This is a genomic window from Streptomyces sp. NBC_00466, assembly GCF_041433995.1.
In the GTDB taxonomy this organism is placed as follows: domain Bacteria; phylum Actinomycetota; class Actinomycetes; order Streptomycetales; family Streptomycetaceae; genus Streptomyces.
In genome coordinates, this window is record NZ_CP107896.1 from 1,361,844 (window position 1) to 1,385,121 (window position 23,278).

Below are 23,278 nucleotides of genomic sequence, written 5' to 3' on the forward strand. Positions count from 1 at the left end.
CCGCCCCCTCGCGGCGGGGGGGCCGGGAGGGGGCGGTGTCTCAGGGGGTGGGCCGGGGATCAGCCCTGGTGGGGGTAGGTGTACTCGGTCGGCGGGACCAGGGTCTCCTTGATGGCCCGGGTCAGGGTCCACCGCTGGAGGTTCTGCGGGGCGCCGGCCTTGTCGTTGGTGCCCGATGCGCGGCCGCCGCCGAAGGGCTGCTGGCCGACCACGGCGCCGGTCGACTTGTCGTTGATGTAGAAGTTGCCCGCCGCGTAGCGGAGCTTCTCCATCGTGTGGGCGGCCGCCGCGCGGTCCGCCGCGATGACCGAGCCGGTCAGGGCGTAGTCGGAAGCCGACTCCATCTGCTCCAGCATCGCGTCGTACGAGCCGTCCTGGCTGTCGTCGTAGACGTGGACGGCGAGGATCGGGCCGAAGTACTCGGTCGTGAAGACCTCGTTCGCCGGGTCGGTGCACTCGATGACCGTGGGACGCACGAAGTAACCGACGGAGTCGTCGTAGGTACCGCCCGCGATGACCGTGCAGGTCGGGTCGGCCTTGGCGCGGTCGATCGCAGCCTTGTTCTTCGCGAACGCGCGGTCGTCGATGACGGCGCCCATGAAGTTCGACAGGTCCGTGACGTCACCCATGGTGATCCAGTCGACCTCGGCGGCGAACTCCTCGCGGAAGCCGCTGTTCCAGATCGACGCGGGGATGTACGCACGGGAGGAGGCCGAGCACTTCTGGCCCTGGAACTCGAAGGAGCCACGGGTCAGCGCGGTCTTCAGCACGGCGCGGTCGGCGCTCGGGTGCGCGACCACGAAGTCCTTGCCGCCGGTCTCGCCCACCAGGCGCGGGTAGGTGCGGTACTTGCCGATGTTCTCGCCGACCGTCTTCCACAGGTACTGGAAGGTGGGGGTGGAACCGGTGAAGTGGATGCCCGCGAGGTCGCGGTGGTTCAGCGCGACCTCGGAGACCGCGATGCCGTCGCCCGTCACCAGGTTGATGACACCCTTGGGGAGGCCGGCCTCGGTGAGGAGCTCCATGAGCAGGACGGCCGCGTGCGTCTGCGTCGGGGACGGCTTCCAGACGACCACGTTGCCCATCAGGGCCGGGGCGGTCGGCAGGTTGCCCGCGATGGCCGTGAAGTTGAACGGCGTGATCGCGTAGACGAAGCCTTCGAGCGGCCGGTGGTCCAGCCGGTTCCAGACGCCCGGGGAGTTGGCCGGGGGCTGCTCGGCCAGCAGGTCACGGGCGTACTTGACGTTGAAACGCCAGAAGTCGATCAGCTCACAGGGCGTGTCGATCTCGGCCTGCTGGGCCGTCTTGCCCTGGCCGAGCATGGTCGAGGCGGCGAGCGTCTCGCGCCACGGGCCCGAGAGCAGCTCGGCGGCGCGCAGGATGATCGCGGCGCGGTCGTCGAAGGACATCGCGCGCCAGGCGGGGGCCGCGGCCAGCGCGGCGTCGATCGCGTCCTGGGCGTCGGCCTGCGTGGCGTGCGCACCGGTACCGATGACGGACTGGTGGTTGTGGGGCTGGACGACGGTGAACGGCTCGCCGCCACCCATCCGCTTCGCGCCACCGATGGTCATGTTGAGCTCGATGGGGTTCTCGGCCAGCTCCTTGAGCTTGGCTTCGAGACGCGCGCGCTCCGGGCTGCCCGGGGCGTAGGAGTGGACCGGCTCGTTGACCGGCGCGGGGACCTGGGTCACAGCGTCCATGAGTGCCTTGTCTCCTTATGTCTGAGGTGGAATGGTCAGCCGGGCAGGTCAGCCCTTGGTGAGCACGGAGCGGCCGAAGAACAGCAGGTTGGCCGGCTTCTCCGCGAGGCGGCGCATGAAATAGCCGTACCAGTCGGTGCCGTACGCCGTGTAGACGCGCATCCGGTGGCCCTCGGCCGCGAGCCGGATGTGCTCGTCGCTGCGGATGCCGTACAGCATCTGGAACTCGTACTCGTTCAGTTTGCGCCCGGCCCTGCGGGCCAGCTCCTGGCCGACGGCGATCAGACGCGGGTCGTGCGACCCGATCATCGGGTAGCCCTCGCCGTCCATGAGGATCTTCAGGATCCGGACGTACGCCTTGTCGATCTCGGCCTTGACCTGGTACGCGACGGAGGCGGGCTCCTTGTAGGCGCCCTTCACGATACGGACCCGGCTGCCGGCCGCGGCGAGGCGGCGGGCGTCATCCTCGGTGCGGAAGAGGTAGGCCTGAATGACACAGCCGGTCTGCGGGAAGTCCTTCCGCAGCTCCTCGTGGATGGCGAACATCGAGTCGAGCGTGGTGTGGTCCTCGGCATCAAGGGTAACCGTGGTGCCGATGGCGGCGGCGGCCTCGACGACCCGGCGGACGTTGGCGAGCGCCAGCTCGTGGCCGCCCTCCAGTCCCTGGCCGAACATCGACAGCTTGACCGACATCTCGGCCTTCTCACCCAGACCCAGGTCCTTGAGGCGGTCGACCAGCTGCAGGTAGGCGTCGCGGGCGGCGGTGGCCTGCTCGGGGGTGGTGATGTCCTCACCCACCACGTCGAGGGTCACCTCCAGGCCCTTGTCAGCGGCGTCCTCGATGATCGGGACGACCTGGTCGACGGTCTCACCGGCGATGAAGCGGGCGACGACCTGCTTGGTGCCCGGCGCGGCCGAAATGAACCGGCGCATCTTGTCACTTCGCGCCGCAGCGAGGATCACGGGAGCCAGCACGGAGCACCTCCAACCAAAAGTACGAACGAGGACCGTAGCGGTACGGAAGCGGTACGAACCGAATCGGACCGGTACAGCACGGGGAACTACTTCGAAACTTAAGGACCGCTCCGATGTTCTGCCATCGACAGCTGTCACGCATCCGTGCCCTGGATCTCAGACATATGTCTGAAGGGGTGGGAGAATGCCAGCGTGAAGGGTGACTACCAGGAACTGGCCGATGAGATCTCGGCGCTGCTCGGCGCACCCGCGACCCTGGAGAACCGGGATTTCGGGCTGATCGCCTTCGGCGCGCACAACAGCGAGGACGACAGCGAGATGGACCCGGTCCGTACCCGCTCGATCCTCACCCGGCGGTCCACCCCGGCTGTCCGCTCCTGGTTCGAGGACTTCGGCATCACCCGCGCCACCGGCCCGGTCCGCATCCCGGCGGCCCCGGAAGCCGGGGTCTACCGTGGCCGGATCTGTCTGCCGGTACGCCACCGGGGCACCGTGTACGGATACGTCTGGCTGCTGGACTCCGACCCGGGCCCCACGGACCGCCGGCTGGCCGCGGCGATGGAGGTGACCGCGCGGATCGGCGACCTGCTGTTCGAGGAGGCGCAGGCGGGCGCCGGGCTCTCGCGTGAATTCCGTGCGGTGCTCACCTCCGAAAGCGGCTGGCCGCGCGACATGGCGGTGGCCGCGCTGCGTACGGCGCTGGGGCCGGGCGCGGACGGGCTGCACGCCATGGTGTGTGTGGCGCCCTGGCCGGACGAGGATCCTCCGGTACGCCCCGTCCCGGCCGCCGCCGCGCTGTGCACCCTGCCGGGCACGGGCCCGGACGCCGGTCCCGGCGGCTCGGGATCCGGTACGGGCAGCTCCGGATCCGGTACGGGCAGCGGCCCGGCCGACGGCGGGGGCGGGACCACCGAGACCGCTCCGTACGCCTACGCCCTGGCCGCGCTGATCAGAGTGCGCAGCGCGGGCACCCTCGACCCGGCGCTGGATGCCGCGTCGCGCCTCGCGGAGCTGGCGGGGGCCGGGGCCTCCGCGGGCGTGGCACCGGCCCGGCACGGTCTGACCGAGCTGTCGGTGTCCTGGCGGGAGTGCGCGGCAGCCGCCCGCGCCGCGGCGGCCGAGCCACGGTTCGGCCCGGTCGCGGAGTGGGCCTCGATCGGCCCGTACCGCCTGCTGACCGCGCTCCCCCGGGGGCTCGCGCGCGACACGGTGGTACGGGATCTCACGGCACCGGCCCATGCCGAACTGGCCCACACCGCCGAGGTGTTCCTCGACTGCGCGGGCCAGGCCGGACGTACCGCGTCGGCGCTCGGCATCCACCGCCAGACCCTCTATTACCGCCTCTCCCGCATCGAGCAGCTGACCGGCCTCGATCTGGACGAGGGCGAGGACCGGCTGCTGCTGCACATGGCGCTGAAGGGGGCGCGGCTGTAGCGGCTTCGGCTGCGGCGGCCTTAACGGCTTCGCCGGCTCAGTCAGGCGGGCGTGTAGCCGCGGGTGCGGAGGACCTGCTGGACGACGTCGGTGAAGGCGTGGGACGCGGCACTCCGGTAGGCGCTCTCCCGCCGGAGGAGAGCGACGGTGCGCTGCGGAAGGGGTGGTTCCAGAGGGACGGGGCGCAGGTGGGGGTGGTCGTGGGTGATGGCGTCGGGCAGGACGGTGGCCAGCGGGGTGCGCCGGACGATCTCGGTGAGCGCCTGGATGGAGTTGGCCTCCACCATGATGCGCGGACTGACCCGCTCCTGGGCGAAGTAGGCGTCGATGTGGCCGCGGGTGGCGAAGTCGCCGCTGAGCAGGGCGAGATGACGCTCGGCGAGGTCCCTGACGGGCAGCGGCCGCCCGTGGCCGTCGTCGGACCGGTCCGCGCCGATGACGAGGCTGAGGGATTCGGTGAACAGGGCTGTCGCGGCGATACCGGGCAGATGAGGGCCGTCGAAGGCGATCCCGAGGTCGAGGCCGTCGGCGAGCAGGGCTGACTCGATGTGATCCTGCGTCATCTCCCGGACGTCCAGGGCGATTCCAGGATGGCGGGTGTGCAGCTCGGCGATCAGCGGCCCGATCAGATAGGCGGTGAACGTCGGGGTCACCGCCAGCCGCAGGGTGCCCCGGGAGAGGTCCTGGACATCGGAGACCGCACGTTCGGCGGCTGCCAGGTCACGCAGCGCGCGGCGGGCGTAGTGCTCGTACGCCTGACCGGCGTCGGTGAGGCGTACGGAGCGGCCGGTGCGGTCCAGCAGTTGCACCCCCACACCGCGCTCCAGCTGTTTGATCTGCTGGGACAGGGTGGGCTGGGAGATCCGCAGATCTTCGGCGGCGCGGGTGAAGCTGCCGTGCTCGGCCACGGCGAGCAGATAGCGCAAATGACGCAGTTCCAGGGCCATGGGCTCGACTATAGATGAGATCAATAGAACTTATGGATATTACGTCTTGGACGCTATAGCCCCAGGTCGTGCACAGTGGATCCAGCCATCGACGCATCCATCGAAGGGAGTGGCCATGCACGACCTCACCGAGGGAGTACGGCGCTTCAAGCGGGACATCTTTCCCCCCAGGGCGGAGCTCTTCGCCCACCTCGCGGACCACCACCGGCCGACGACGCTGTTCATCGGCTGCTCCGACGCCCGTGTCGTGCCGGAGCTGATCTGTGCCAGCGAACCCGGTGAGCTGTTCGTGATCCGCACCGCCGGCAACCTCGTCCCCGCCCACACCCCGGCCCGCGCCGACGGGATCGCGGCGAGCATCGAGTACGCGGTCGCGGTGCTGGGCGTGTCCGGGATCGTTGTCTGCGGGCACTCCGCCTGCGGCGCGATGACCGCCCTGGCCGAGGGCCACGACCTGACCGGCACCCCCGCTGTCGCCGACTGGCTGCGGCAGGCGGATACCGCCGGGGCCGACGCCGGGGCCGAGAGCGCTGCCACGGCCGGAGCAGGCGCTGTTGACGCGCTCGTACGCCGGAACGTGCTCGCGCAGCTGGCCGGCCTGGCCACCCACCCCTCGGTGGCCCGCGCACTCGACGCCGGCACGGTCGCCCTGCACGGCTGGGTCTACGACATCGCCACGGGCACCGTCGAAGAGCTCGACCCCGTGACCGGCCACGGCACCGCTCTCGCCGCCTGACCCGCGCCCCCGCCCCCTGATCCCCTGCCGCAGCGACGCGCCCGGGATCACCACCCACCCGAAACCCGCCGCTCCCGCCCCCTGCGGGAAGCAGCACACCGAAAGGAAGACCAGCTCATGGTGCACGCACAGTTGGACCCCACCGCCCGTCAGACCCTGGCCGTCGCCGCCGTCGAGGCCAAGACCCGCAAGGACCTGTCCTGGCAGCAGATCGCCGACGCCGCCGGACTGTCGCCTGCCTTCACCACCGCCGCAGTCCTCGGCCAGCACGCCCTCCCGGCCGAAGCCGCGCAGGCCGTCGCGGAACTCCTCGGCCTGGACGACGACGCGGTGATGCTGCTGCAGACCGTCCCCACCCGCGGTTCGATCCCCGGCGGCATCCCGACCGACCCGACGATCTACCGCTTCCACGAGATGCTCCAGGTCTACGGCACCACGCTCAAGGCCCTGATCCACGAGCAGTTCGGCGACGGCATCATCAGCGCGATCAACTTCCGGCTCGACGTGCAGAAGGTCGCAGACCCGGAGGGCGGCGAGCGCGCCGTCATCACCCTGGACGGCAAGTACCTGCCCACCAAGCCCTTCTGACCGCGGCCCGCACTCCTCTCCCCGTACCCCGGTTTCCACACCCCCCCCGTTTCACACCCTGGAGGAACCTCATGGACTTCGCGCAGCGCACCATCGACCTCGCCCGGCAGAACGTCGCCGACGGCGGCCGGCCGTTCGCGACCGTCATCGTCAAGGACGGCGAAATCCTGGCCGAGAGCGCGAACAAGGTCGCCCAGACCAACGACCCGACGGCACACGCGGAGGTCCTCGCCATCCGCGACGCGTGCGTGCAGCTGGGCACCGAGCACCTGGCCGGCACCACCATCTACGTCCTGGCCCACCCCTGCCCGATGTGCCTCGGGGCGCTGTACTACTGCTCCCCGGACGAGGTCGTCTTCCTCACCACCCGTGACGCCTACGAGCCGCACTACGTGGACGACCGCAAGTACTTCGAACTCGACACCTTCTACGGTGAGTTCGCCAAGGACTACACCGAGCGCCGGCTGCCGATGCGCCACGAGGCACAGGACGGCGCGGTCGACGTCTACCGGTTCTGGCAGGAACTGAACGGCGGCGAGCGCCGCGTAGCCGGGGCCCCCACCGCGAGCTGACGCCCCGGAGTGACCGCAGGGGTGGCGGGGACGCACCCGCCACCCCCAGGGCAGCAGCCGGGCGGGCGGAACAGTCCGCCCCGCAGCACCCGTTGACCGGCCGGCCGTTCAGGCCGGCCGGTCGTCCCCGACGATCGCCCTGAGTCCGTCCGTGAGGTCCCGTGCGGAGGGCGCCGTGCCGGGATCCATCAGCCACTGGACCATCACCCCGACGAGCAGCGCCTGGTAGACGAGTCCGGCCGTACGGGCCTTCTCCGGTTCGGCCTTCTCGTCGATGCCCTGGAAGTTCTCGGCGAGTCCGGTGCGGCCCTCCTGCTGCGGCCCGGCGATCGCCTTGCGCAGCTCTGGATCACCGTCGATGCGCGAGACCACTTCGAGCTGGAGTTTCCACAGGGCCCGGCTGCCCTCGTAGGAGCCGATGACCTTCCCCCACACCGCCTCCAAGCGCTCGTACGGATCGGCGATGGCCGTGGGATCCACCCCGGACTCCTCGCCGACCGAGTCGCCCCACTCCTCGGTCACCTTGAGGAAGGCCAGATTCAGCAGGGCCTCCTTGGAACCGTAGTGGTAGCCGATGGAGGCCAGATTCGTACCGGAGGCGGCGACGATGTCGCGGGCCGTCGTCCGCGCGTACCCCTTCTCCAGCAGGCAGCGCTTGGCGCCTTCGAGCAGATCCTCACGATGTCCCATGACAGCAGCGTACCCGGCTCGCAGACGCCTGTGTAAGACGTGTGTCTACGAGCCGGGTGCGGCGGTGACGTGCGGAAATCAGCTGTAACGTGCGAAAAAATCAGTCGGTCAGGTCGACCGAACGGGCCGAGACGGCGCCGATCTCCTCGGAGATCTCGGCCAGCACGGCCGGCGGCACGGTGTCGTCGACGGTGAGGACGACCAGCGCCTCGCCGCCCACGGCCGCCCGCGAGACCTGCATGCCCGCGATGTTCAGCCCGGCCTCGCCGAGGATCTTGCCGACGGCGCCGACCACACCGGGGCGGTCCGTGTAGCGCAGCACGACCATGTGGTCGGAGAGCGCCACGTCCACGTCGTACTCACCGACGGAGACAATCTTCTGCAGGTTCTTCGGACCGGCCAGCGTGCCGGAGACCGAGACCTCCTCGCCGTCCGCGAGGGTTCCCCGGACGGTGACGACGTTGCGGTGGTCGGGCGACTCGGAGCTGGTCGTCAGCCGGACCTCGACACCGCGCTCCTGCGCGAACAGCGGGGCGTTGACGTAGCTCACGGTCTCGTCCACGACGTCCTCGAACACGCCCTTGAGCGCGGAGAGTTCGAGCACCTTGACGTCGTGCTGGGTGATCTCGCCGTACACCTCGACGTCGAGCCGGGCCGCGACCTCGCCCGCCAGCGCGGTGAAGATCCGGCCGAGCTTCTCCGCGAGCGGCAGCCCCGGGCGCACGTCCTCTGCGATCACGCCGCCCTGGACGTTGACCGCGTCGGGGACGAGCTCACCGGCGAGCGCGAGGCGGACGGACTTGGCGACCGCGACACCCGCCTTCTCCTGCGCCTCGTCCGTGGAGGCACCGAGGTGCGGGGTGCAGACGACCTGGTCGAACTGGAAGAGCGGGGAGTCCGTGCAGGGCTCCTTCGCGTACACGTCCAGACCGGCACCGGCGACGCGGCCCTCCTTGAGGGCGGAGGCGAGCGCCTCCTCGTCCACGATCCCGCCACGCGCGGCGTTGACGATCCGGACATGCGGCTGCACCTTGTGCAGCGCCTCGTCGCCGATCAGGCCGATCGTCTCAGGGGTCTTGGGAAGGTGCACGGTGATGAAGTCCGCGACCTCCAGCAGCTCGTCGAGCGAGAGCAGCTTGACGCCCATCTGGGCGGCGCGCGCGGGCTGCACGTAGGGGTCGTACGCGACGATCTTCATACCGAAGGCCGACATGCGCTGCGCGACCAGAACACCGATCCGGCCGAGGCCGACGACACCGAGGGTCTTCTCGCTCAGCTCGACGCCGGTGTACTTCGAGCGCTTCCACTCGGCGTTCTTCAGCGCGCTGTTGGCCTGCGGGATGTTGCGCGCGGTGGCGACCAGCAGACCGCAGGCGAGCTCGGCGGCGGTGACGATGTTGGAGGTCGGTGCGTTCACGACCATGACGCCGGCCTTGGTGGCGGCGGAGACATCGACGTTGTCCAGGCCGACACCGGCACGGGCGACGATCTTCAGCTTCTTCGCCGCGGCGACGGCTTCGGCGTCGACCTTGGTCGCCGAGCGCACCAGGATCGCGTCCACGTCGGCGATGGCGGGCAGCAGCTCCGCGCGGTCGGCGCCGTTGCAGTGCCGGACCTCGAAGTCCGGGCCCAGCGCGTCCACTGTGGCGGGCGACAGCTCTTCAGCGATGAGTACGACAGGTTTCGAGCTCACGTGAGTCCTCACAAGTCCGAAGGGGGCCCCTCCCGCTCCGTCCAGGCAGTGGGGAGAAAACGGCCGTCCCGACGACCGCAGGCGGAGGGGCTGGGGCGCGTGGAAGACGCACGACGCTGTGGGCCTGACGCGTATGTTCTGAGCAGTGTAGTGGCGTTGCGGCTTACTTATTCCGCCAGTACGGAAGGATCACCCGTCCGTGGTTGGCCGCAATGGACAGGGGGCCGTCCGGTGCGGAAGACCCCCTGTCCTCGTGGCTTACGCCTCGTCGTTGTCGACCCAGCTCATGAGCTTGCGGAGCTCCTTGCCCGTGGTCTCGAGCAGGTGGTTCTCGTCGGCCTTCTTGTACTCGTTGTACTTCTTCAGGCCACCGTGGTACTCGTCCATCCAGTTCTTGGCGAACGTACCGTCCTGGATCTCGCCCAGGATCTTCTTCATCTCGACCTTGGTCTGGTCGGTGATGATGCGCGGGCCGCTGACGTAGTCGCCCCACTCGGCGGTCTCGGAGATCGACCAGCGCATCTTCTCCAGGCCGCCCTCGTACATGAGGTCCACGATCAGCTTGAGCTCGTGGAGGCACTCGAAGTAGGCGATCTCCGGCTGGTAACCGGCCTCGGTCAGCGTCTCGAAGCCCGCCTTGACCAGCGCGGCGGTGCCACCGCAGAGGACGGCCTGCTCGCCGAAGAGGTCGGTCTCGGTCTCCTCGGTGAAGGTCGTCTTGATGACGCCGGCACGGGTGCCGCCGATGCCCTTCGCGTACGAGAGCGCCAGCGCCAGGCCCTTGCCCGACGCGTCCTGCTCGACGGCCACGATGCACGGAACGCCGCGGCCCTCCTCGTACTGACGGCGGACCAGGTGACCCGGGCCCTTCGGGGCGACCATGCAGACGTCGACGTTGGCCGGCGGCTTGATGAAGTCGAAGCGGATGTTCAGACCGTGGCCGAAGAACAGCGCGTCGCCGTCCTTCAGGTTGTCCTTGATGGACTCCTCGTAGACCTGGGCCTGGATCGGGTCCGGGACGAGGATCATGATGACGTCGGCCTCGGCGGACGCCTCGGCGGGGGTCACCACGCGCAGGCCCTGCTCCTCGGCCTTGGCCTTGGACTTGGAGCCCTCGTGCAGGCCGACACGGACGTCGACACCCGAGTCACGCAGCGACAGCGCGTGGGCGTGGCCCTGGCTGCCGTATCCGATGACTGCGACCTTGCGGCCCTGGATGATCGACAGGTCGGCATCGTCGTCGTAGAAAAGCTCGGCCACTGGGATATCTCCTTGGTGTGCAGGTGTTACGGCCCACCGTACGGCGGGCGGGGGAGGGAAGGTTTCCGGGTCTCGCCATGCGAGCGGGCGGGCACCGCGTGAACCGCCGGAACGCGCGGTGCCCGACGGCTCAGGCGCTGCGTTCGAGTGACCGCAGGCTGCGGTCGGTGATGGAGCGCGCGCCGCGGCCTATGGCAATCGAGCCCGACTGGACGAGTTCCTTGATGCCGTACTGCTCCAGCATCTTGAGCATCGCGTCCAGCTTGTCGGTCCCGCCGGTGGCCTCGATGGTCACGGCCTCCGGTGAGACGTCCACGGTCTTGGCTCGGAACAACTGGACGATCTCGACGATCTGGGAGCGGGTCTCGTTGTCGGCGCGGACCTTCACCAGGACGAGCTCGCGCTGGATCGCAGCGCCGGGCTCGAGTTCGACGATCTTCAGGACGTTGACCAGCTTGTTGAGCTGCTTCGTCACCTGCTCCAGGGGCAGGTCGTCGACACTCACCACAATGGTGATGCGGGAGATGTCGGGGTGTTCGGTGACGCCCACGGCGAGCGAGTCGATGTTGAAGCCGCGGCGGGAGAACAGGGCGGCGATCCGGGCGAGGATGCCCGGCGTGTTCTCGACCAGGACGGAGAGCGTGTGCTTGGTGGACATGTCGTCGGTCTCTCTCTGTCTCAGTTCTCTTCGCTGTCGCCGAAGTCGGGGCGGACACCGCGGGCGGCCATGACCTCGTCGTTGGAGGTACCGGCGGCCACCATGGGCCAGACCATCGCGTCCTCGTGGACGATGAAGTCGACCACGACCGGGCGGTCGTTGATCGCGTTCGCCTCGGCGATGACCTTGTCCAGGTCCTCCGGACGCTCACAGCGCAGCGCGACACAGCCCATGGCCTCGGACAGCTTCACGAAGTCCGGGATCCGGGTCCCGCCGCTGGCCTTGCCGTCCGCGGCGATGCCGTCGGCGCCGGGGCCGGAGTGCAGCACCGTGTTGGAGTAGCGCTGGTTGTAGAACAGGGTCTGCCACTGGCGGACCATCCCGAGCGCGCCGTTGTTGATGATCGCGACCTTGATCGGGATGTTGTTGAGCGCGCAGGTGGTCAGTTCCTGATTGGTCATCTGGAAGCAGCCGTCGCCGTCGATCGCCCAGACCATCCGGTCCGGCATACCGGCCTTGGCGCCCATCGCGGCCGGAACCGCGTAGCCCATCGTGCCGGCGCCACCGGAGTTCAGCCAGGTGGCCGGGTGCTCGTACTGGATGAAGTGCGAGGCCCACATCTGGTGCTGTCCGACGCCCGCCGCGAAGATCGTGTCCCCGTCGGCGGCCTGGCCGATGCGCTCGATGACCTGCTGCGGGGAGAGGCTGCCGTCCGCGGGCAGGTCGTAGCCCAGCGGGTAGGTGTCGCGCCAGCGGTTGAGGTCCGTCCACCAGTCCGCGTACCGCTTCTGGGCGGCGGGGCCCATGGTGCCCTCGGTGTGCTCGGCCTGGACGGCCTGGACCAGATCGGCGATGACCTCGCGGGCGTCTCCGACGATCGGGACGTCCACCACGCGGTTCTTGCCGATCTCGGCGGGGTCGACGTCGGCGTGGATGACCTTGGCGTCCGGCGCGAAGCTGTCCAGCTTGCCGGTGACGCGGTCGTCGAAGCGGGTGCCGAGGGCGATCAGCAGATCGGACTTCTGCAGCGCGGTCACCGCGGTCACCGCACCGTGCATCCCGGGCATGCCCACGTGCTGCGGGTGGCTGTCGGGGAACGCGCCGAGCGCCATCAGCGTGGTGGTGACCGGTGCCCCGGTCAGCTCGGCGAGCACCTTGAGCTCCGCGGTGGCGTGCGCCTTGATGACACCGCCGCCGACGTACAGCACCGGGCGCTTGGCCTGCGCGATGAGCCGGGCGGCCTCACGGATCTGCTTGGCGTGCGGCTTGGTCACCGGCCGGTAGCCGGGCAGCTCCAGCTGCGGCGGCCAGGAGAACGTCGTCTGCGCCTGCAGCGCGTCCTTGGCGATGTCCACGAGCACCGGGCCGGGCCGGCCGGTCGAGGCGACCTGGAACGCCTCGGCGATCACCCGCGGGATGTCGGCCGCGTCGGTGACCAGCCAGTTGTGCTTGGTGATCGGCATCGTGATGCCGCAGATGTCCGCCTCCTGGAAGGCGTCCGTACCGATGGAGGCGGAAGCCACCTGGCCGGTGATCGCGACCAGCGGGACCGAGTCCATGTGCGCGTCGGCGATCGGCGTGACCAGGTTGGTGGCGCCGGGCCCCGACGTGGCCATGCACACCCCGACCTTGCCGGTGGCCTGCGCGTAACCGGTGGCCGCGTGACCCGCGCCCTGCTCGTGCCGGACCAGGATGTGACGGACCCGGGTGGAGTCCATCATCGGGTCGTACGCCGGGAGGATCGCACCGCCGGGAATGCCGAATACCGTATCGGCCCCGACTTCCTCAAGAGAACGGATGAGGGACTGCGCGCCCGTGACGTGCTCGACGGTGGCGGACGACGGTCCGCCGTTACGGGCCCGCGGCTGCGGGTGGTGGGCCCCGGTGGCCTGCTCGGTCATCGGCATTCTCTTCTCGAAGCTGAGGGTTTTTGCGGGGATTTTCGCGGTGTTCCGGTGGTGCTGGTGCAACAAAAAACCCCCCGTGCCGTGAGGCAAGCGAGGGGAGCGCGTCGGGGGCGTTGAGCGGAGCTGGTGAGGAGCTCTGCTTCAGCCGACGCGCTTTCCAAGTACGAGAATTCGGGTGGTCATGGCACTGACCCTCCTCCCGCCCCCCGGTGACTGTCAAGTGGGTGGGACAGGCGTCTCATTATTTGAACCGGCGAAGGACCGTGTTCCGAGCAGTACCGGCCTGGCCGCACCACCCGGCAGGGGGAAGCGCGAACGGCTCAGGGAGCGGCGCAGCCGGTACTCGTCCAGCGGCCCGGCGAAAGCCATGCCCTGCCCGTGCGTACACCCCATGGCGCGCAGCGCTGTCACCTGTTCGGGTAAGTCGACCCCGTCCGCGACCGACTGCATACCCAGATCACAGGCGATGCGCAGCAGTCCGCTGGTGATTTTGTGCAGCCTCGCCGATTCCACCACGCCCTCGACCAGTCCGCGGTCCAGTTTGAGTACGTCGACGGGCAGCCGCCGCAGTGCGTTTATCGCGGCGTAGCCCCGGCCGAATCCGTCCAGGGCGATCCGCACGCCATGCCTGCGCAGGACCACCAGACGGCGCTCCAGCTCCTCGAAGGCGATCCTCGGGTCGCTGTCGGCGATCTCGATGACCAGGGCGCCGGAGGGCAGCCCGTGCCGGGCGAGGAGCGCCTCGATGGACCCGAGCGGCATGGACCTGTCCAGCAGCCTGCGGGCGGAGAGGCGCACGGCCACCGGCACCTGGTGCCCGGCGCCGCCGCGGTCCGCGGCCTGCTCGACGGCCTCTTCGAGCAGCCAGCGGCTCAGCTCGCCGGTGCGGGCGCCCTCGGCCAGGTCCCCGGTCTCGTGGACCCGGAGGAACTCCGCCGGGGTGAAGAGGATGCCCTGGGTCGACCGCCAGCGGGCCTGGGCGGCGACGGCGGCGATCCGGCCGGTGGTGAGATTCACTACGGGCTGGTGCAGCAGGGCGAACTCGCCGTCGTGCAGTGCGGTACGGAGCCGGGCGGTCAGCTCGGACCGGCGGACGACCTCGGCCTGCATCTGCGGCGCGTACAGCTCGACGCGGTTCTTGCCGCCGGCTTTCGCCCGGTACATGGCGAGGTCGGCGTTGCGCATCAGATCGGTCGGGGTGACGCCCGACTCGGCGAACGCGACGCCGATGGAGGCCGCGACCCGCACCTCGCTGCCCTCGATCCGGTACGGCTCGGAGAGCCGCAGCCGGAGCCGGTCGGCGATCTCGTGGACCTGGGATTCGCGGGCGGACTGGTCCTGGCCGCCGTTGCCGATGATCAGGGCCGCGAACTCGTCGCCGCCGAGCCGGGCGGCCGTGTCCGCGGCCCGGACCGACTCCTGGAGACGGCGGGCCGCCTGGATCAGCAGTTCGTCCCCGGCCTGGTGGCCGATCGTGTCGTTCACCGCCTTGAAGCCGTCCAGGTCGATGAAGAGCACCGCCGTGCCGTGGTCCGTCGCTCTGCGCCCGACGAGCCCCTTGCGGACCCGGTCGGTGAAGAGCGCGCGGTTGGGCAGGTCGGTGAGCGGATCGTGCTCGGCGTTGTGCTGCAACTGCGCCTGGAGCCTGACCCGTTCGGTCACGTCCCTGCTGTTGAAGATCAGGCCGCCCTGGTGGCGGTTGACCGTGGACTCGACATTGAGCCAGTCGCCGGTGCCGGACCTGAAGCGGCACTCGATACGAGTGGTGGGCTCGGCGGCGGGTGAGGCGGCCAGAAACCGCCGCACCTCGTGGACCACGCGCCCCAGGTCCTCGGAGTGGATGAGTGAGGCGAGCTCGGAGCCGATGAGCTCTTCGGCGTCCCGCCCGTAGACACCGGCGGCGGCAGGGCTGACGTACCGCAGGATGCCGGTGGGGGCAGCGATCATGATGACATCGCTGGACCCCTGCACCAGGGAGCGGAAGTGGTTCTCCTTCTGGGCCAGTTCATGAGTGAGCGCGATGTTGTCGACGAGCATGATGCCCTGCCGTACGACCAGGGCGAGCACGACCGTGCAGCCGGTGAAGACGACCACCCGGTCCACTCTGCGGCCGTCGATCACGTTGTCGAGGATGCCGAGGGTGCAGACGGCGGCGGCGAGATACGGCGTGAGGGCGGACAGTGATCCCGCGATCGGACGGCTCGGGCGGCCCGGCTGGCGGATCCCCCGGGGCTCGGGCGCCGGGTCGGCCCCGGTGAATCCGGTGGCTCCCAGCCGCGCGGCCCAGGGGGCGTACGCCAGGAGCAGCGACCCCGCGAACCAGCCGGCGTCCAGCAGCTGGCCCGAGTGGTAGTTCGCACGCAGCAGCGGCGAGGTGAACAGGGCGTCGGACAGGACGGTCAGGGCGAGCCCGGCGATGGCGGTGTTGATCGCCGAGCGGTTGGCGTTGGACCTGCGGAAGTGCAGGGCGAGCACCATGGACACCAGGACGATGTCGAGGAGCGGGTAGGCGAGCGAGAGGGCCGCGTGGGCCACGCTCTCGTGGCTGCCTTCCAGCCGCGCGGTGTGCGCCAGCGCAAGGCTCCAGGAGAGCGTCAGCAGCGAGCCGCCGATGAGCCAGGCGTCCAGCGCCAGGCAGACCCAGCCGGCCCGGGTGACCGGACGCTTGGCGAGCACCAGCAGCCCCACGATGGCGGGCGGTGCGAAGCAGAGGAAGAAGAGATCGGCGACGGAGGGGCTGGGCACCGGGACCCGCAGGACGACCTCGTACCAGCCCCACACGGCGTTTCCGCAGGAGGCCATCGCGGAGGAGAGCGAGAAGAGCAGCCAGGCGGGCCGAAACCTGATCTCCCGGGTACGCGCGTAGAAGAGGCAGGAGACCGCCGCCAGTGCCGCGGCGAAGCTGAGGCCGAAGTCGCCCATCACGAGCGCCAGTTGCCTGGAGCCCCAGTCGAAGGCCGAGCCGACCGCGTACCCTCCGCACACCACGGCGAGGAGGAGTTGGGAGAGCAGACCCGCCGGACCGCCGGAGACCGGCTGCCGGGCGAGCAGCGCCCCCGACGCGCTCACCGCTCCTCCCCCGGGCCCGCCGGCCGCGGCACCACCCGGCGCGGGCCGGATCTGTAGAGGGCGGTCCGCCGGGAACGCCGTCGATGGCCCCGCTGCGTCAGCTGGTTCGTCCATTGGCCGTGCATCGCCCGTCGCCCCCTCGGAATCTGTACGCTCCCCCGCATTGTGACCTTGCGCGGTGGAGCCCCCAACCGGACGATACACCAGTACCGTCACTCAGGGACATAGTGCTTCTACGCTCCGTTACGACCTGGAGAGTTGCGGACACACAGCGCATCCAAATGCCTGCGGAACGTGCCTATTCGGTCGTCAGGACGACATTGTCCAACTGCTCGCCCGCGGCGAACCGGGTCAGCTGCGAAACCAGCAGACGCTTGGCGCGCGGCATGAACGCCGAGGTGGGACCGCCTGCGTGGGGGCTGATGAGGCAGCCGGGCGCGTGCCACAACGGGTGGCCGGCGGGCAGCGGTTCGGGGTCGGTGACGTCGAGGGCCGCCTGCAGCCGTTCCGACTCCAGCTCGGCGAGGAGCGCCTTGGTGTCGACAACGGGTCCGCGCGCGACGTTCACCAGCAGCGCACCGTCCTTCATCGCCGCCAGGAACTCCGCGTCCGCCAGGCCCCTCGTCTGCTCGGTGAGCGGCGTGGAGAGGACGACGACGTCTGCTTCCGGCAGCAGTTCGGGCAGATCGGTGAACGCGTGCACTTGACCGCGCTCCGTGGTGCGTGAGGAGCGCGCGACGCGCGCCACCCGCGCGCACTCGAAGGGCGCGAGCCGGTCCTCGATGGCGGAACCGATCGACCCGTAACCGACGATCAGCACGGTCTTGTCGGCGAGCGCCGGGCGGAAACCGGACTGCCACTCCTCACGCTGCTGGCCGCGCACGAAGTCGGGTATGCCACGCAGCGAGGCCAGTATCAGGGTGAGGGTGAGTTCGGCGGTCGACGCCTCGTGCACACCGCGTGCGTTGCAGAGCCGCACGCCCGCGTGGAGAGCGTCAAGTCCCGGGCGTACGTTGTCGACACCGGCCGAGAGGGTCTGTACGACGCGCAGATTCGTCATCGCGCCGAGAGGACGCAGGGCGACCTCCGTGCCCTGCATGTAGGGGACCACGTAGAAGGCGCAGTCCGCGGGGTCCGCCGGGTATTGCGGGCCACCGTTCCAGAAACGGTAACGGAGGGCGTCGGGCAGCCCGCCGATCTCGTCGGGCGGGTAGGGGAGCCACACATCAGCAGTCATGACCAGGAGGTTAGTTTGGGGTCGGGAAGAGGGAGGATGCGGCCAGGTGGAGCGCAGGACAATCGGGGCGGCAGCGCTCGAAGTGGGCGCGATCGGGCTCGGCTGCATGCCGATGAGCTGGGCGTACACCGGATCTCAGCAGCGCGGGGACCGTTCGTTGCGTACCGTGCACGCCGCTCTCGACGCCGGCTCGACCCTCCTCGACACGGCCGACATGTACGGCCCGTTCACCAATGAGCTGCTGCTGGGACGGGTACTGAAGGAGCGCAGGGCCGATGCCTTCCTCTCCACCAAGTGTGGCCTCCTCGCGGGCGAACAGCACATCGTGGCCAACGGCAGGCCGGGCTATATACGCCGGGCCTGTGATGCCTCGCTGCGGCGGTTGCAGACCGATGTGATCGACCTCTACCAGCTGCACAGGGCCGACCCAGAGGTGCCGGTCGAGGAGACCTGGGGGGCGATGGCCGAGCTGGTCGCCGCGGGGAAGGTGCGGGCCCTCGGGTTCTGCGCGGTCGGAGCACGCGCCTCCCGGCGCTCCGGCGCACGCCTGCATGACGCGACGGTCGGGCAGCTGGACCGGGTGCAGCAGGTCTTCCCGGTGAGCGCGGTACAGGCCGAGCTCTCGGTCTGGTCCCGGGACGCTCTCGACACGCTGCTGCCGTGGTGCGAGGCGCGCGGGGTCGGCTTCCTGGCCGCGATGCCACTGGGGAACGGTTTCCTCACGGGCACGCTCACCCCGGGGCAGGGCTTCGAACCCGACGACATGCGGGCCAGGCATCCGCGGTTCACCGCCGAGATGATGGCGGCGAACCAGCCGGTGGTGGCGGGGCTGCGGCGGATCGCGGAACGGCACGGGGCGACGCCCGCCCAGGTGGCGCTGGCGTGGGTGCTGAGGCAGGGGCCGCATGTGGTGCCGGTGCCGGGGACCAAGCAGGAGCAGTGGGCCGTGGAGAACGCTCGCGCTGCGGAACTGCTGCCGACGGCAGAGGATCTTGGGGAGATCGCGGAACTGCCGCCGGCACGGGGCTCCTGGGACTGAGCGTCTCCGTACCGCCCAGCGTCTCTGTACTGCCCTTTCGGCTCGCCTCCTGACAGGAGCAGGCCGGGGGCGGCCCTTTCGGGGGCGAACGGGCGCGGCTGGGAACCGGCGGCGGACCTGCGGTGTATGAACAGTAGCTGTGCTGTCGTCGAAGGGATCAGAACCGTGCAACGTCCAGCTGTGACAGCCGTGTTGGCCTCGGCCCTGCTGTTGTCGGCCGTCGGGTGCTCCTCCGGGGGCGGTGACGGACTTACCGGCACCGGCCGCGCCCCCGGGCCGCACGCGCCCGCCTCCGCGTCGGCCTCCCCGTCCAGAGCCGTCCCGCCGGCGAAGGGGGCGGTCAAGGTGGTCTCGACCCTCACCACGGGCCTCGACTCGCCGTGGGGGGTGGCGGTGCTCCCGGAGGGAGATCTGCTGGTCTCCTCACGCGATCGGGGGACGATCACCAGGGTCGACGCCAAGACCGGCCGGAAGACCGTGCTCGGGAAGGTCGCGGGGGTCACGCCGGGCGGTGAGGGCGGACTGCTGGGGATAGCGCTGTCCCCTTCGTACGCCTCGGACCATCTGGTCTACGCGTACTTCACCACCACGTCCGACAACCGCATCGCGCGCATGTTCTACGACGAGAAGCAGCCGGCAGGGCAGCAGCTGGGGGCGCCCGACACGGTCTTCAAGGGCATCCCGAAGGGCACCATTCACAACGGCGGACGGATCGCGTTCGGACCGGACAAGATGCTCTATGCCGGGACCGGGGAGACCGGCGACCGGAGTCTTGCCCAGGACAAGAAGTCACTGGGCGGAAAGATCCTCCGGATGACACCGGACGGACAGCCGGTGCACGGCGATCCCTGGGCCGACTCCGTCGTCTACTCCTACGGCCACCGCAATGTGGAAGGCCTCGCCTGGGACACGGACGGGCGGCTGTGGGCCGACGAATTCGGCCAGGACACCTGGGACGAACTCAATCTGATCGGTCCCGGGAAGAACTACGGCTGGCCCGAGGTGGAGGGCAAAGCGGGCAGCAAAGCGGCAAAGGCGGGGTTCACGGACCCGGTGGAGCAGTGGAAGCCGGCGGTTGCCTCACCCAGCGGTATCGCCTATGCCGAGGGGTCCCTCTGGATGGCGTCCCTGCGCGGTGAGCGGCTGTGGCGGATCCCACTCAACGGCGCCAAGCCCTCGGCCCAGCCGCAGGCCTTCCTCCAGGGCAAGTACGGGCGACTGCGTACGGTGGTCTCCGCAGGCGGGGACAGACTGTGGCTGGTCACCAGCAACACCGATTCGCGGGGGAAGCCCAAGGCCGGGGACGACCGGATCCTTCAGCTGGAGGTGAAGTAGCCGGGGTTACGCTGAGGAGGGCTCACCGCACGGGAGTCCGGCCGGGGCTCACCGCAGGGGGTCTGGATGTTCAACCTGATAGAGCAGCTCTTCGCGCCCGGGCGCAAGCACACCGAGGACGAGAACAAGCGGCTGGAGCTGTCCCGCGTCGATCTCAACGACGGCGATCCGGGGCGCGGCCCGATAGACCTGGACTCGGGCACAGTGATCATCCGGGCACAGGACGAGGATCCGAGCCAGGACCGGGACCAGGAGCAGGACCGGGACCGCCCAGCGCCCCAGCCCTAGGGTCCACCGGCACCTCCGCACCCCCACACCGCCGCACCTGTACAGCTCAGAGGGCTCCCTGAACGGCGGTCCCCGGGAGGGCCTCCGCGGCGTCCGTGAAGAGGTGCAGCCGGTGGGTCAGTGCGGCTGCTTCACCTCGGCCGGTGACCCCCAGTTTGGCCAGGATGTTGGAGACGTGCACGCTCGCCGTCTTGGGTGCGATGAACAGCGTCTCGGCTATCTGGCGGTTGGTGCGGCCCGCCGCGACCAGGCGCAGGACGTCCTGCTCACGACTGGTGAGGCCGAAGGCGTCGACAGCGCTGCGCATGTCACCCGGCGCGGAAGCGGTCCGGTGGTCCGCGGCTTCGGTGAGGGGTAGCCTGGCGCGCTGCGCGAGCAGTCTGATCTCCTCGGCCAGCGGGCGGGTGCCCAGCCGGTCGGCCGTCGCCAGGCTGCTCCGGAGCAGCTTCGCCGCGCGTTCCCGGGCCGCGGGTTCGCGTTCGGAGCCGTGCGCGAGCAGGGCGGCGGCCCAGTGCTGGTGCGCCTGCGCCAGCTCGTAGGGGCGTTCCAGTGGCTCCAGGGCCCCGGCAGCCGCGCTCCAGTGCTCCGGCCGGTCGACACCGTCGGCGCGGGCCAGCTCGGCGCTGACGTGCAGGGCGTAGGCGCTCCAGAGCGGTACGGGCGTGGCGAGCCGCGTCGCCGTCAAGCGGATGAGGGCCAGGGACTCCCTTCGGCCCGGTTCGGCCGCCGGCAGGCCGCGGGTATTGGCCTCGGCGGTGGCGGCGGCGAGCACCAGCGGCCAGCCGTAGCGCTGGGTGCCGGGAGGGAACCCCGCTTCCACCGCCCCGGCCAGTAGCGTACGGGCCTCGTCCAGCTGCCCCTGGGCTGCCAGGATTCCGAGGCTGAGCCTGGCCAGGGGTATGGAGTGCTGGGGCATCGGGTCGTGGGTGCCGAAGTGGGCGTGGGCGAAGGTAAGGTGCCGGGCTGCCTCCTCCTGCTCCCCGCGGAGCAGCGCCAGCTCCGCGAGCCGCAGGCAGACGTTGCCCCGGGGCTTGGCGCTCTGCGCGTACCGGAGAACCCACTGCGCGCACGCCGATGCCTCGTCCCAGCGGCCCAGAGCGAACAGTGAGTCGGTCATGTTGCCCCGGACCCAGGCCTCGTGGTCCCGCAGGCCGTACTTGCCCGCGAGGGCGACACCGGCGGTGCCCACGTCGACGGCCTCGGCGGAACGGCCGATGGACTCCAGGTTCGATATCAGATTGGTGTGCGCGCGGCAGCCCTCGGCGACCAGGCCGAGTTCGGTCGTCCGCTTGAGGGCGGCCCGCATGGTGGTCAGCCCGGTCTCGATGTCACCGGAGTCGATCAGGAGCCCGCCGAGGGTGAGGCGTGCGCTCAGTTCGATCTCCTCCGCGCCGACCAGCCGGGCGTAGTCCACGGCGCACTCGGCCGCGGTCAGGCTGTCGGGCCCCGGTTCGTGGAGCATCGCCCAGTTGGCCGCGGTGGTGAGGACCTGGGCATGGACGGCCGACGGGGGCAGCCCGCGTACCAGCTCCTGGGCAGTGGCGATCTCCCGCCAGCCGTTGCCGCGGGCGAGGCTCTGTTCCAGCTTGGCCCGCTCGGTCCAGAACCAGGCGGCGCGCAGTGCGTCGTCGGCGCCGCCGTCGATGATGCGCAGGGCCTTCTTGGAGATCTTCAGGGACCGTTCACGCTCACCGCAGCAGCGTGCGGCGACCACCGCTTCGGCGAGCAGGTCGAGATAGCGCAGCGCGGACGGCGCGGATGTCCCGGGTTGGTGCCCGCAGGCCGGGTAGGCATCGGTGGAGTCCATCGGCCGCAGCCCGTCCCGTACCTCGGCCGGGGCACTGTCCCAGACCTCCATCGCCCGCTCCAGGAGCCGCAGTTGCTCGGAGTAGGCGTGGCGCCGGCGTGCCTCTGCCGAGGCCAGCAGCACGGCGGGCAGGGCCTTCGCGGCGTCATGCGCGTGGTACCAGTAGCCGGCGAGCCGGGTGGTGCGCGCGTCGGCCCGTACGAGTGAGGGGTCGTTCTCCAGGGCCTCCGCGCAGCGGCGGTTGATACGGGAGCGCTCCCCCGGCAGCAGATCGTCGCTGACGGCCTCGCGTACCAGGGAGTGCCGGAAGCGGTAGCCGCCGCCGTCCGGCGCGGCGATCAGGATGCTGGCCCCGACCGCTGCCCGCAGCGCCTCGATCAGGTCGTCCTCGGACAGCCGGGTCACCGCGGCGAGCAGCGGATACTCGACGGTCGAGCCTCCTTCTGCCGCGAACCGGACCACCCGCTGGGCGTCGTCGGACAGGGCCTCGACCCGGACCAGCAGAAGATCACGCAGTGAGTCGCTGATCCCGGAGACCGAGCAGTTGCCGCCGGTGCAGACAGCCAGTTCCTCGACGAAGAAGGCGTTGCCGTCGGAGCGGGCGAAGATCTCGTCGGCCAGCGCGGCCTCCGGCTCGGCCGCGAGGATGCCGGCCAGCTGGAGGCGCACCTCGGACCGGGTGAAACGGGCCAGCTCGATCCGGCGGACCGTACGCAGCCGGTCCAGTTCGGCCAGCAGCGGCCGCAGCGGGTGGCGCCGGTGGATGTCGTCGGCGCGATAGGTGGCCACGACCACGAGGCGTCCGCTGCTCAGGGTGCGGAAGAGATAGGCGAGCAGATGGCGCGTGGACGCGTCGGCCCAGTGCAGGTCCTCCAGGACCAGCACCACCGTACGGTCGGCGGCGATCCGCTCAAGGAGCCGGGAGGTCAGCTCGAAGAGCCGGGCCGTGCCGTCCTCGTGGTGCGCCTGCCGGCTGGTCTCGCCCAATTCGGGCAGCAGCCTGGCCAGTTCGCCCTCCTGGCCCTCGGCCGCCGCGGCCATCTCGTCGGGAAGGTGGCGGCGCAGCGCGCGCAGGGCGGTGGAGAACGGGGCGTACGGAAGGCCGTCTGCGCCGATCTCGACACAGCCGCCGACCGTGACGACGGCCCCGGCGCGGCCGGCGCCCTCGATGAACTCCTCGACGAGCCGGGTCTTGCCGACACCGGCCTCCCCGCCGATGAGCAGCGCCTGCGGCTCTCCCCGGGTGGCGCCGGACAGCGCTTCGCCAAGAACGGCCAACTCATCGGCGCGGCCGACGAATACGGGGCTGACTGAGGTGAACTCCACAGCGCCGAGCATCGCAC

The 23,278-nt window shown here is 70.1% G+C and carries 18 protein-coding genes; 7 read left to right on the forward strand and 11 right to left on the reverse strand.

What is annotated here, in order from left to right:
• Window positions 1-59: 59 nt before the first annotated feature.
• Both pruA and OG210_RS05940 read right to left on the reverse strand, forming a co-directional pair.
• Window positions 60-1,700 carry an L-glutamate gamma-semialdehyde dehydrogenase gene (pruA, locus tag OG210_RS05935; RefSeq protein ID WP_328331768.1) on the reverse strand — a complete coding sequence of 547 codons (1,641 nt, stop codon included), beginning with the start codon at window positions 1,698-1,700 and terminating at the stop codon, window positions 60-62.
• A gap of 48 nt (window positions 1,701-1,748) precedes the next feature.
• Window positions 1,749-2,675, reverse strand: coding sequence for a proline dehydrogenase family protein (locus OG210_RS05940; protein WP_328331766.1), 927 nt, complete (start codon window positions 2,673-2,675; stop codon window positions 1,749-1,751).
• 192 nt (window positions 2,676-2,867) lie between these two features.
• Here OG210_RS05940 and OG210_RS05945 point away from each other — a divergent pair, with 192 nt between their 5' ends.
• Window positions 2,868-4,109, forward strand: a complete 1,242-nt coding sequence (locus OG210_RS05945) for a helix-turn-helix domain-containing protein (RefSeq protein ID WP_328331764.1) — start codon at window positions 2,868-2,870, stop codon at window positions 4,107-4,109.
• Between the two features lie 41 nt (window positions 4,110-4,150).
• Here the strand turns inward: OG210_RS05945 and cynR are convergent, their stop codons facing one another.
• Window positions 4,151-5,056 (reverse strand): transcriptional regulator CynR, encoded by a 906-nt coding sequence (gene cynR / locus OG210_RS05950; RefSeq protein WP_328331762.1) that lies wholly within the window; start codon window positions 5,054-5,056, stop codon window positions 4,151-4,153.
• A 115-nt stretch (window positions 5,057-5,171) separates the two neighbouring features.
• On the opposite strand from cynR, the gene OG210_RS05955 reads away from it, so the two are divergent.
• The 3 genes from OG210_RS05955 (at window position 5,172) to OG210_RS05965 (ending at window position 6,952) form a co-directional block, all read left to right on the forward strand.
• Window positions 5,172-5,792, forward strand: a complete 621-nt coding sequence (locus OG210_RS05955; protein WP_328331760.1) for a carbonic anhydrase — start codon at window positions 5,172-5,174, stop codon at window positions 5,790-5,792.
• Between the two features lie 117 nt (window positions 5,793-5,909).
• Entirely contained in the window at window positions 5,910-6,380 is a 471-nt protein-coding gene (cynS, locus tag OG210_RS05960) for a cyanase (RefSeq protein ID WP_328331758.1), read from the forward strand.
• Window positions 6,381-6,451: 71 nt separating this feature from the next.
• The gene (locus OG210_RS05965) at window positions 6,452-6,952 is read left to right on the forward strand and encodes a nucleoside deaminase (RefSeq protein ID WP_328331756.1); all 501 of its coding nucleotides are present in this window, start codon (window positions 6,452-6,454) and stop codon (window positions 6,950-6,952) included.
• A gap of 108 nt (window positions 6,953-7,060) precedes the next feature.
• Here OG210_RS05965 and OG210_RS05970 read toward each other — a convergent pair whose 3' ends face one another.
• The 7 genes from OG210_RS05970 to OG210_RS06000 form a co-directional block, all read right to left on the reverse strand.
• Entirely contained in the window at window positions 7,061-7,642 is a 582-nt protein-coding gene (locus OG210_RS05970; RefSeq protein ID WP_328331754.1) for a TetR/AcrR family transcriptional regulator, read from the reverse strand.
• Between the two features lie 100 nt (window positions 7,643-7,742).
• Entirely contained in the window at window positions 7,743-9,335 is a 1,593-nt protein-coding gene (gene serA / locus OG210_RS05975) for a phosphoglycerate dehydrogenase (RefSeq protein ID WP_328331752.1), read from the reverse strand.
• A gap of 258 nt (window positions 9,336-9,593) precedes the next feature.
• Window positions 9,594-10,595, reverse strand: coding sequence for a ketol-acid reductoisomerase (gene ilvC, locus OG210_RS05980; RefSeq protein ID WP_327295079.1), 1,002 nt, complete (start codon window positions 10,593-10,595; stop codon window positions 9,594-9,596).
• 130 nt (window positions 10,596-10,725) lie between these two features.
• Window positions 10,726-11,253, reverse strand: coding sequence for an acetolactate synthase small subunit (gene ilvN / locus OG210_RS05985; protein WP_327295080.1), 528 nt, complete (start codon window positions 11,251-11,253; stop codon window positions 10,726-10,728).
• Window positions 11,254-11,273: 20 nt separating this feature from the next.
• Window positions 11,274-13,160: an acetolactate synthase large subunit gene (locus OG210_RS05990; RefSeq protein WP_328331750.1), complete on the reverse strand. Its 1,887-nt coding sequence runs from the start codon at window positions 13,158-13,160 to the stop codon at window positions 11,274-11,276.
• 216 nt (window positions 13,161-13,376) lie between these two features.
• Window positions 13,377-16,229 (reverse strand): putative bifunctional diguanylate cyclase/phosphodiesterase, encoded by a 2,853-nt coding sequence (locus OG210_RS05995; RefSeq protein WP_371535193.1) that lies wholly within the window; start codon window positions 16,227-16,229, stop codon window positions 13,377-13,379.
• A gap of 298 nt (window positions 16,230-16,527) precedes the next feature.
• Window positions 16,528-17,466 carry a 2-hydroxyacid dehydrogenase gene (locus OG210_RS06000; RefSeq protein WP_371535195.1) on the reverse strand — a complete coding sequence of 313 codons (939 nt, stop codon included), beginning with the start codon at window positions 17,464-17,466 and terminating at the stop codon, window positions 16,528-16,530.
• A gap of 46 nt (window positions 17,467-17,512) precedes the next feature.
• Here OG210_RS06000 and OG210_RS06005 point away from each other — a divergent pair, with 46 nt between their 5' ends.
• The 3 genes from OG210_RS06005 to OG210_RS06015 all read left to right on the forward strand — a co-directional run bounded on the left by OG210_RS06005 (window position 17,513) and on the right by OG210_RS06015 (window position 20,128).
• Entirely contained in the window at window positions 17,513-18,505 is a 993-nt protein-coding gene (locus tag OG210_RS06005) for an aldo/keto reductase (protein WP_328331744.1), read from the forward strand.
• A 126-nt stretch (window positions 18,506-18,631) separates the two neighbouring features.
• Window positions 18,632-19,840 (forward strand): PQQ-dependent sugar dehydrogenase, encoded by a 1,209-nt coding sequence (locus tag OG210_RS06010; protein WP_328331742.1) that lies wholly within the window; start codon window positions 18,632-18,634, stop codon window positions 19,838-19,840.
• Window positions 19,841-19,906: 66 nt separating this feature from the next.
• Window positions 19,907-20,128, forward strand: a complete 222-nt coding sequence (locus tag OG210_RS06015) for a DUF6191 domain-containing protein (protein ID WP_328331740.1) — start codon at window positions 19,907-19,909, stop codon at window positions 20,126-20,128.
• Window positions 20,129-20,174: 46 nt separating this feature from the next.
• Here OG210_RS06015 and OG210_RS06020 read toward each other — a convergent pair whose 3' ends face one another.
• Window positions 20,175-23,273, reverse strand: a complete 3,099-nt coding sequence (locus tag OG210_RS06020; protein ID WP_371540185.1) for an AAA family ATPase — start codon at window positions 23,271-23,273, stop codon at window positions 20,175-20,177.
• Between the last annotated feature and the right edge of the window lie 5 nt (window positions 23,274-23,278).

Coding starts and splice junctions, on each gene's coding strand:
- pruA (WP_328331768.1), bottom strand. CDS start 1,700: ATGGACGCTGTGACCCAGGTCCCCGCGCCGGTCAACGAGCCGGTCCAC.
- cynR (WP_328331762.1), bottom strand. CDS start 5,056: ATGGCCCTGGAACTGCGTCATTTGCGCTATCTGCTCGCCGTGGCCGAG.
- OG210_RS05955 (WP_328331760.1), top strand. CDS start 5,172: ATGCACGACCTCACCGAGGGAGTACGGCGCTTCAAGCGGGACATCTTT.
- cynS (WP_328331758.1), top strand. CDS start 5,910: ATGGTGCACGCACAGTTGGACCCCACCGCCCGTCAGACCCTGGCCGTC.
- OG210_RS05965 (WP_328331756.1), top strand. CDS start 6,452: ATGGACTTCGCGCAGCGCACCATCGACCTCGCCCGGCAGAACGTCGCC.
- OG210_RS05970 (WP_328331754.1), bottom strand. CDS start 7,642: ATGGGACATCGTGAGGATCTGCTCGAAGGCGCCAAGCGCTGCCTGCTG.
- ilvN (WP_327295080.1), bottom strand. CDS start 11,253: ATGTCCACCAAGCACACGCTCTCCGTCCTGGTCGAGAACACGCCGGGC.
- OG210_RS05990 (WP_328331750.1), bottom strand. CDS start 13,160: ATGCCGATGACCGAGCAGGCCACCGGGGCCCACCACCCGCAGCCGCGG.
- OG210_RS06000 (WP_371535195.1), bottom strand. CDS start 17,466: ATGACTGCTGATGTGTGGCTCCCCTACCCGCCCGACGAGATCGGCGGG.
- OG210_RS06010 (WP_328331742.1), top strand. CDS start 18,632: ATGAACAGTAGCTGTGCTGTCGTCGAAGGGATCAGAACCGTGCAACGT.
- OG210_RS06015 (WP_328331740.1), top strand. CDS start 19,907: ATGTTCAACCTGATAGAGCAGCTCTTCGCGCCCGGGCGCAAGCACACC.
- OG210_RS06020 (WP_371540185.1), bottom strand. CDS start 23,273: ATGCTCGGCGCTGTGGAGTTCACCTCAGTCAGCCCCGTATTCGTCGGC.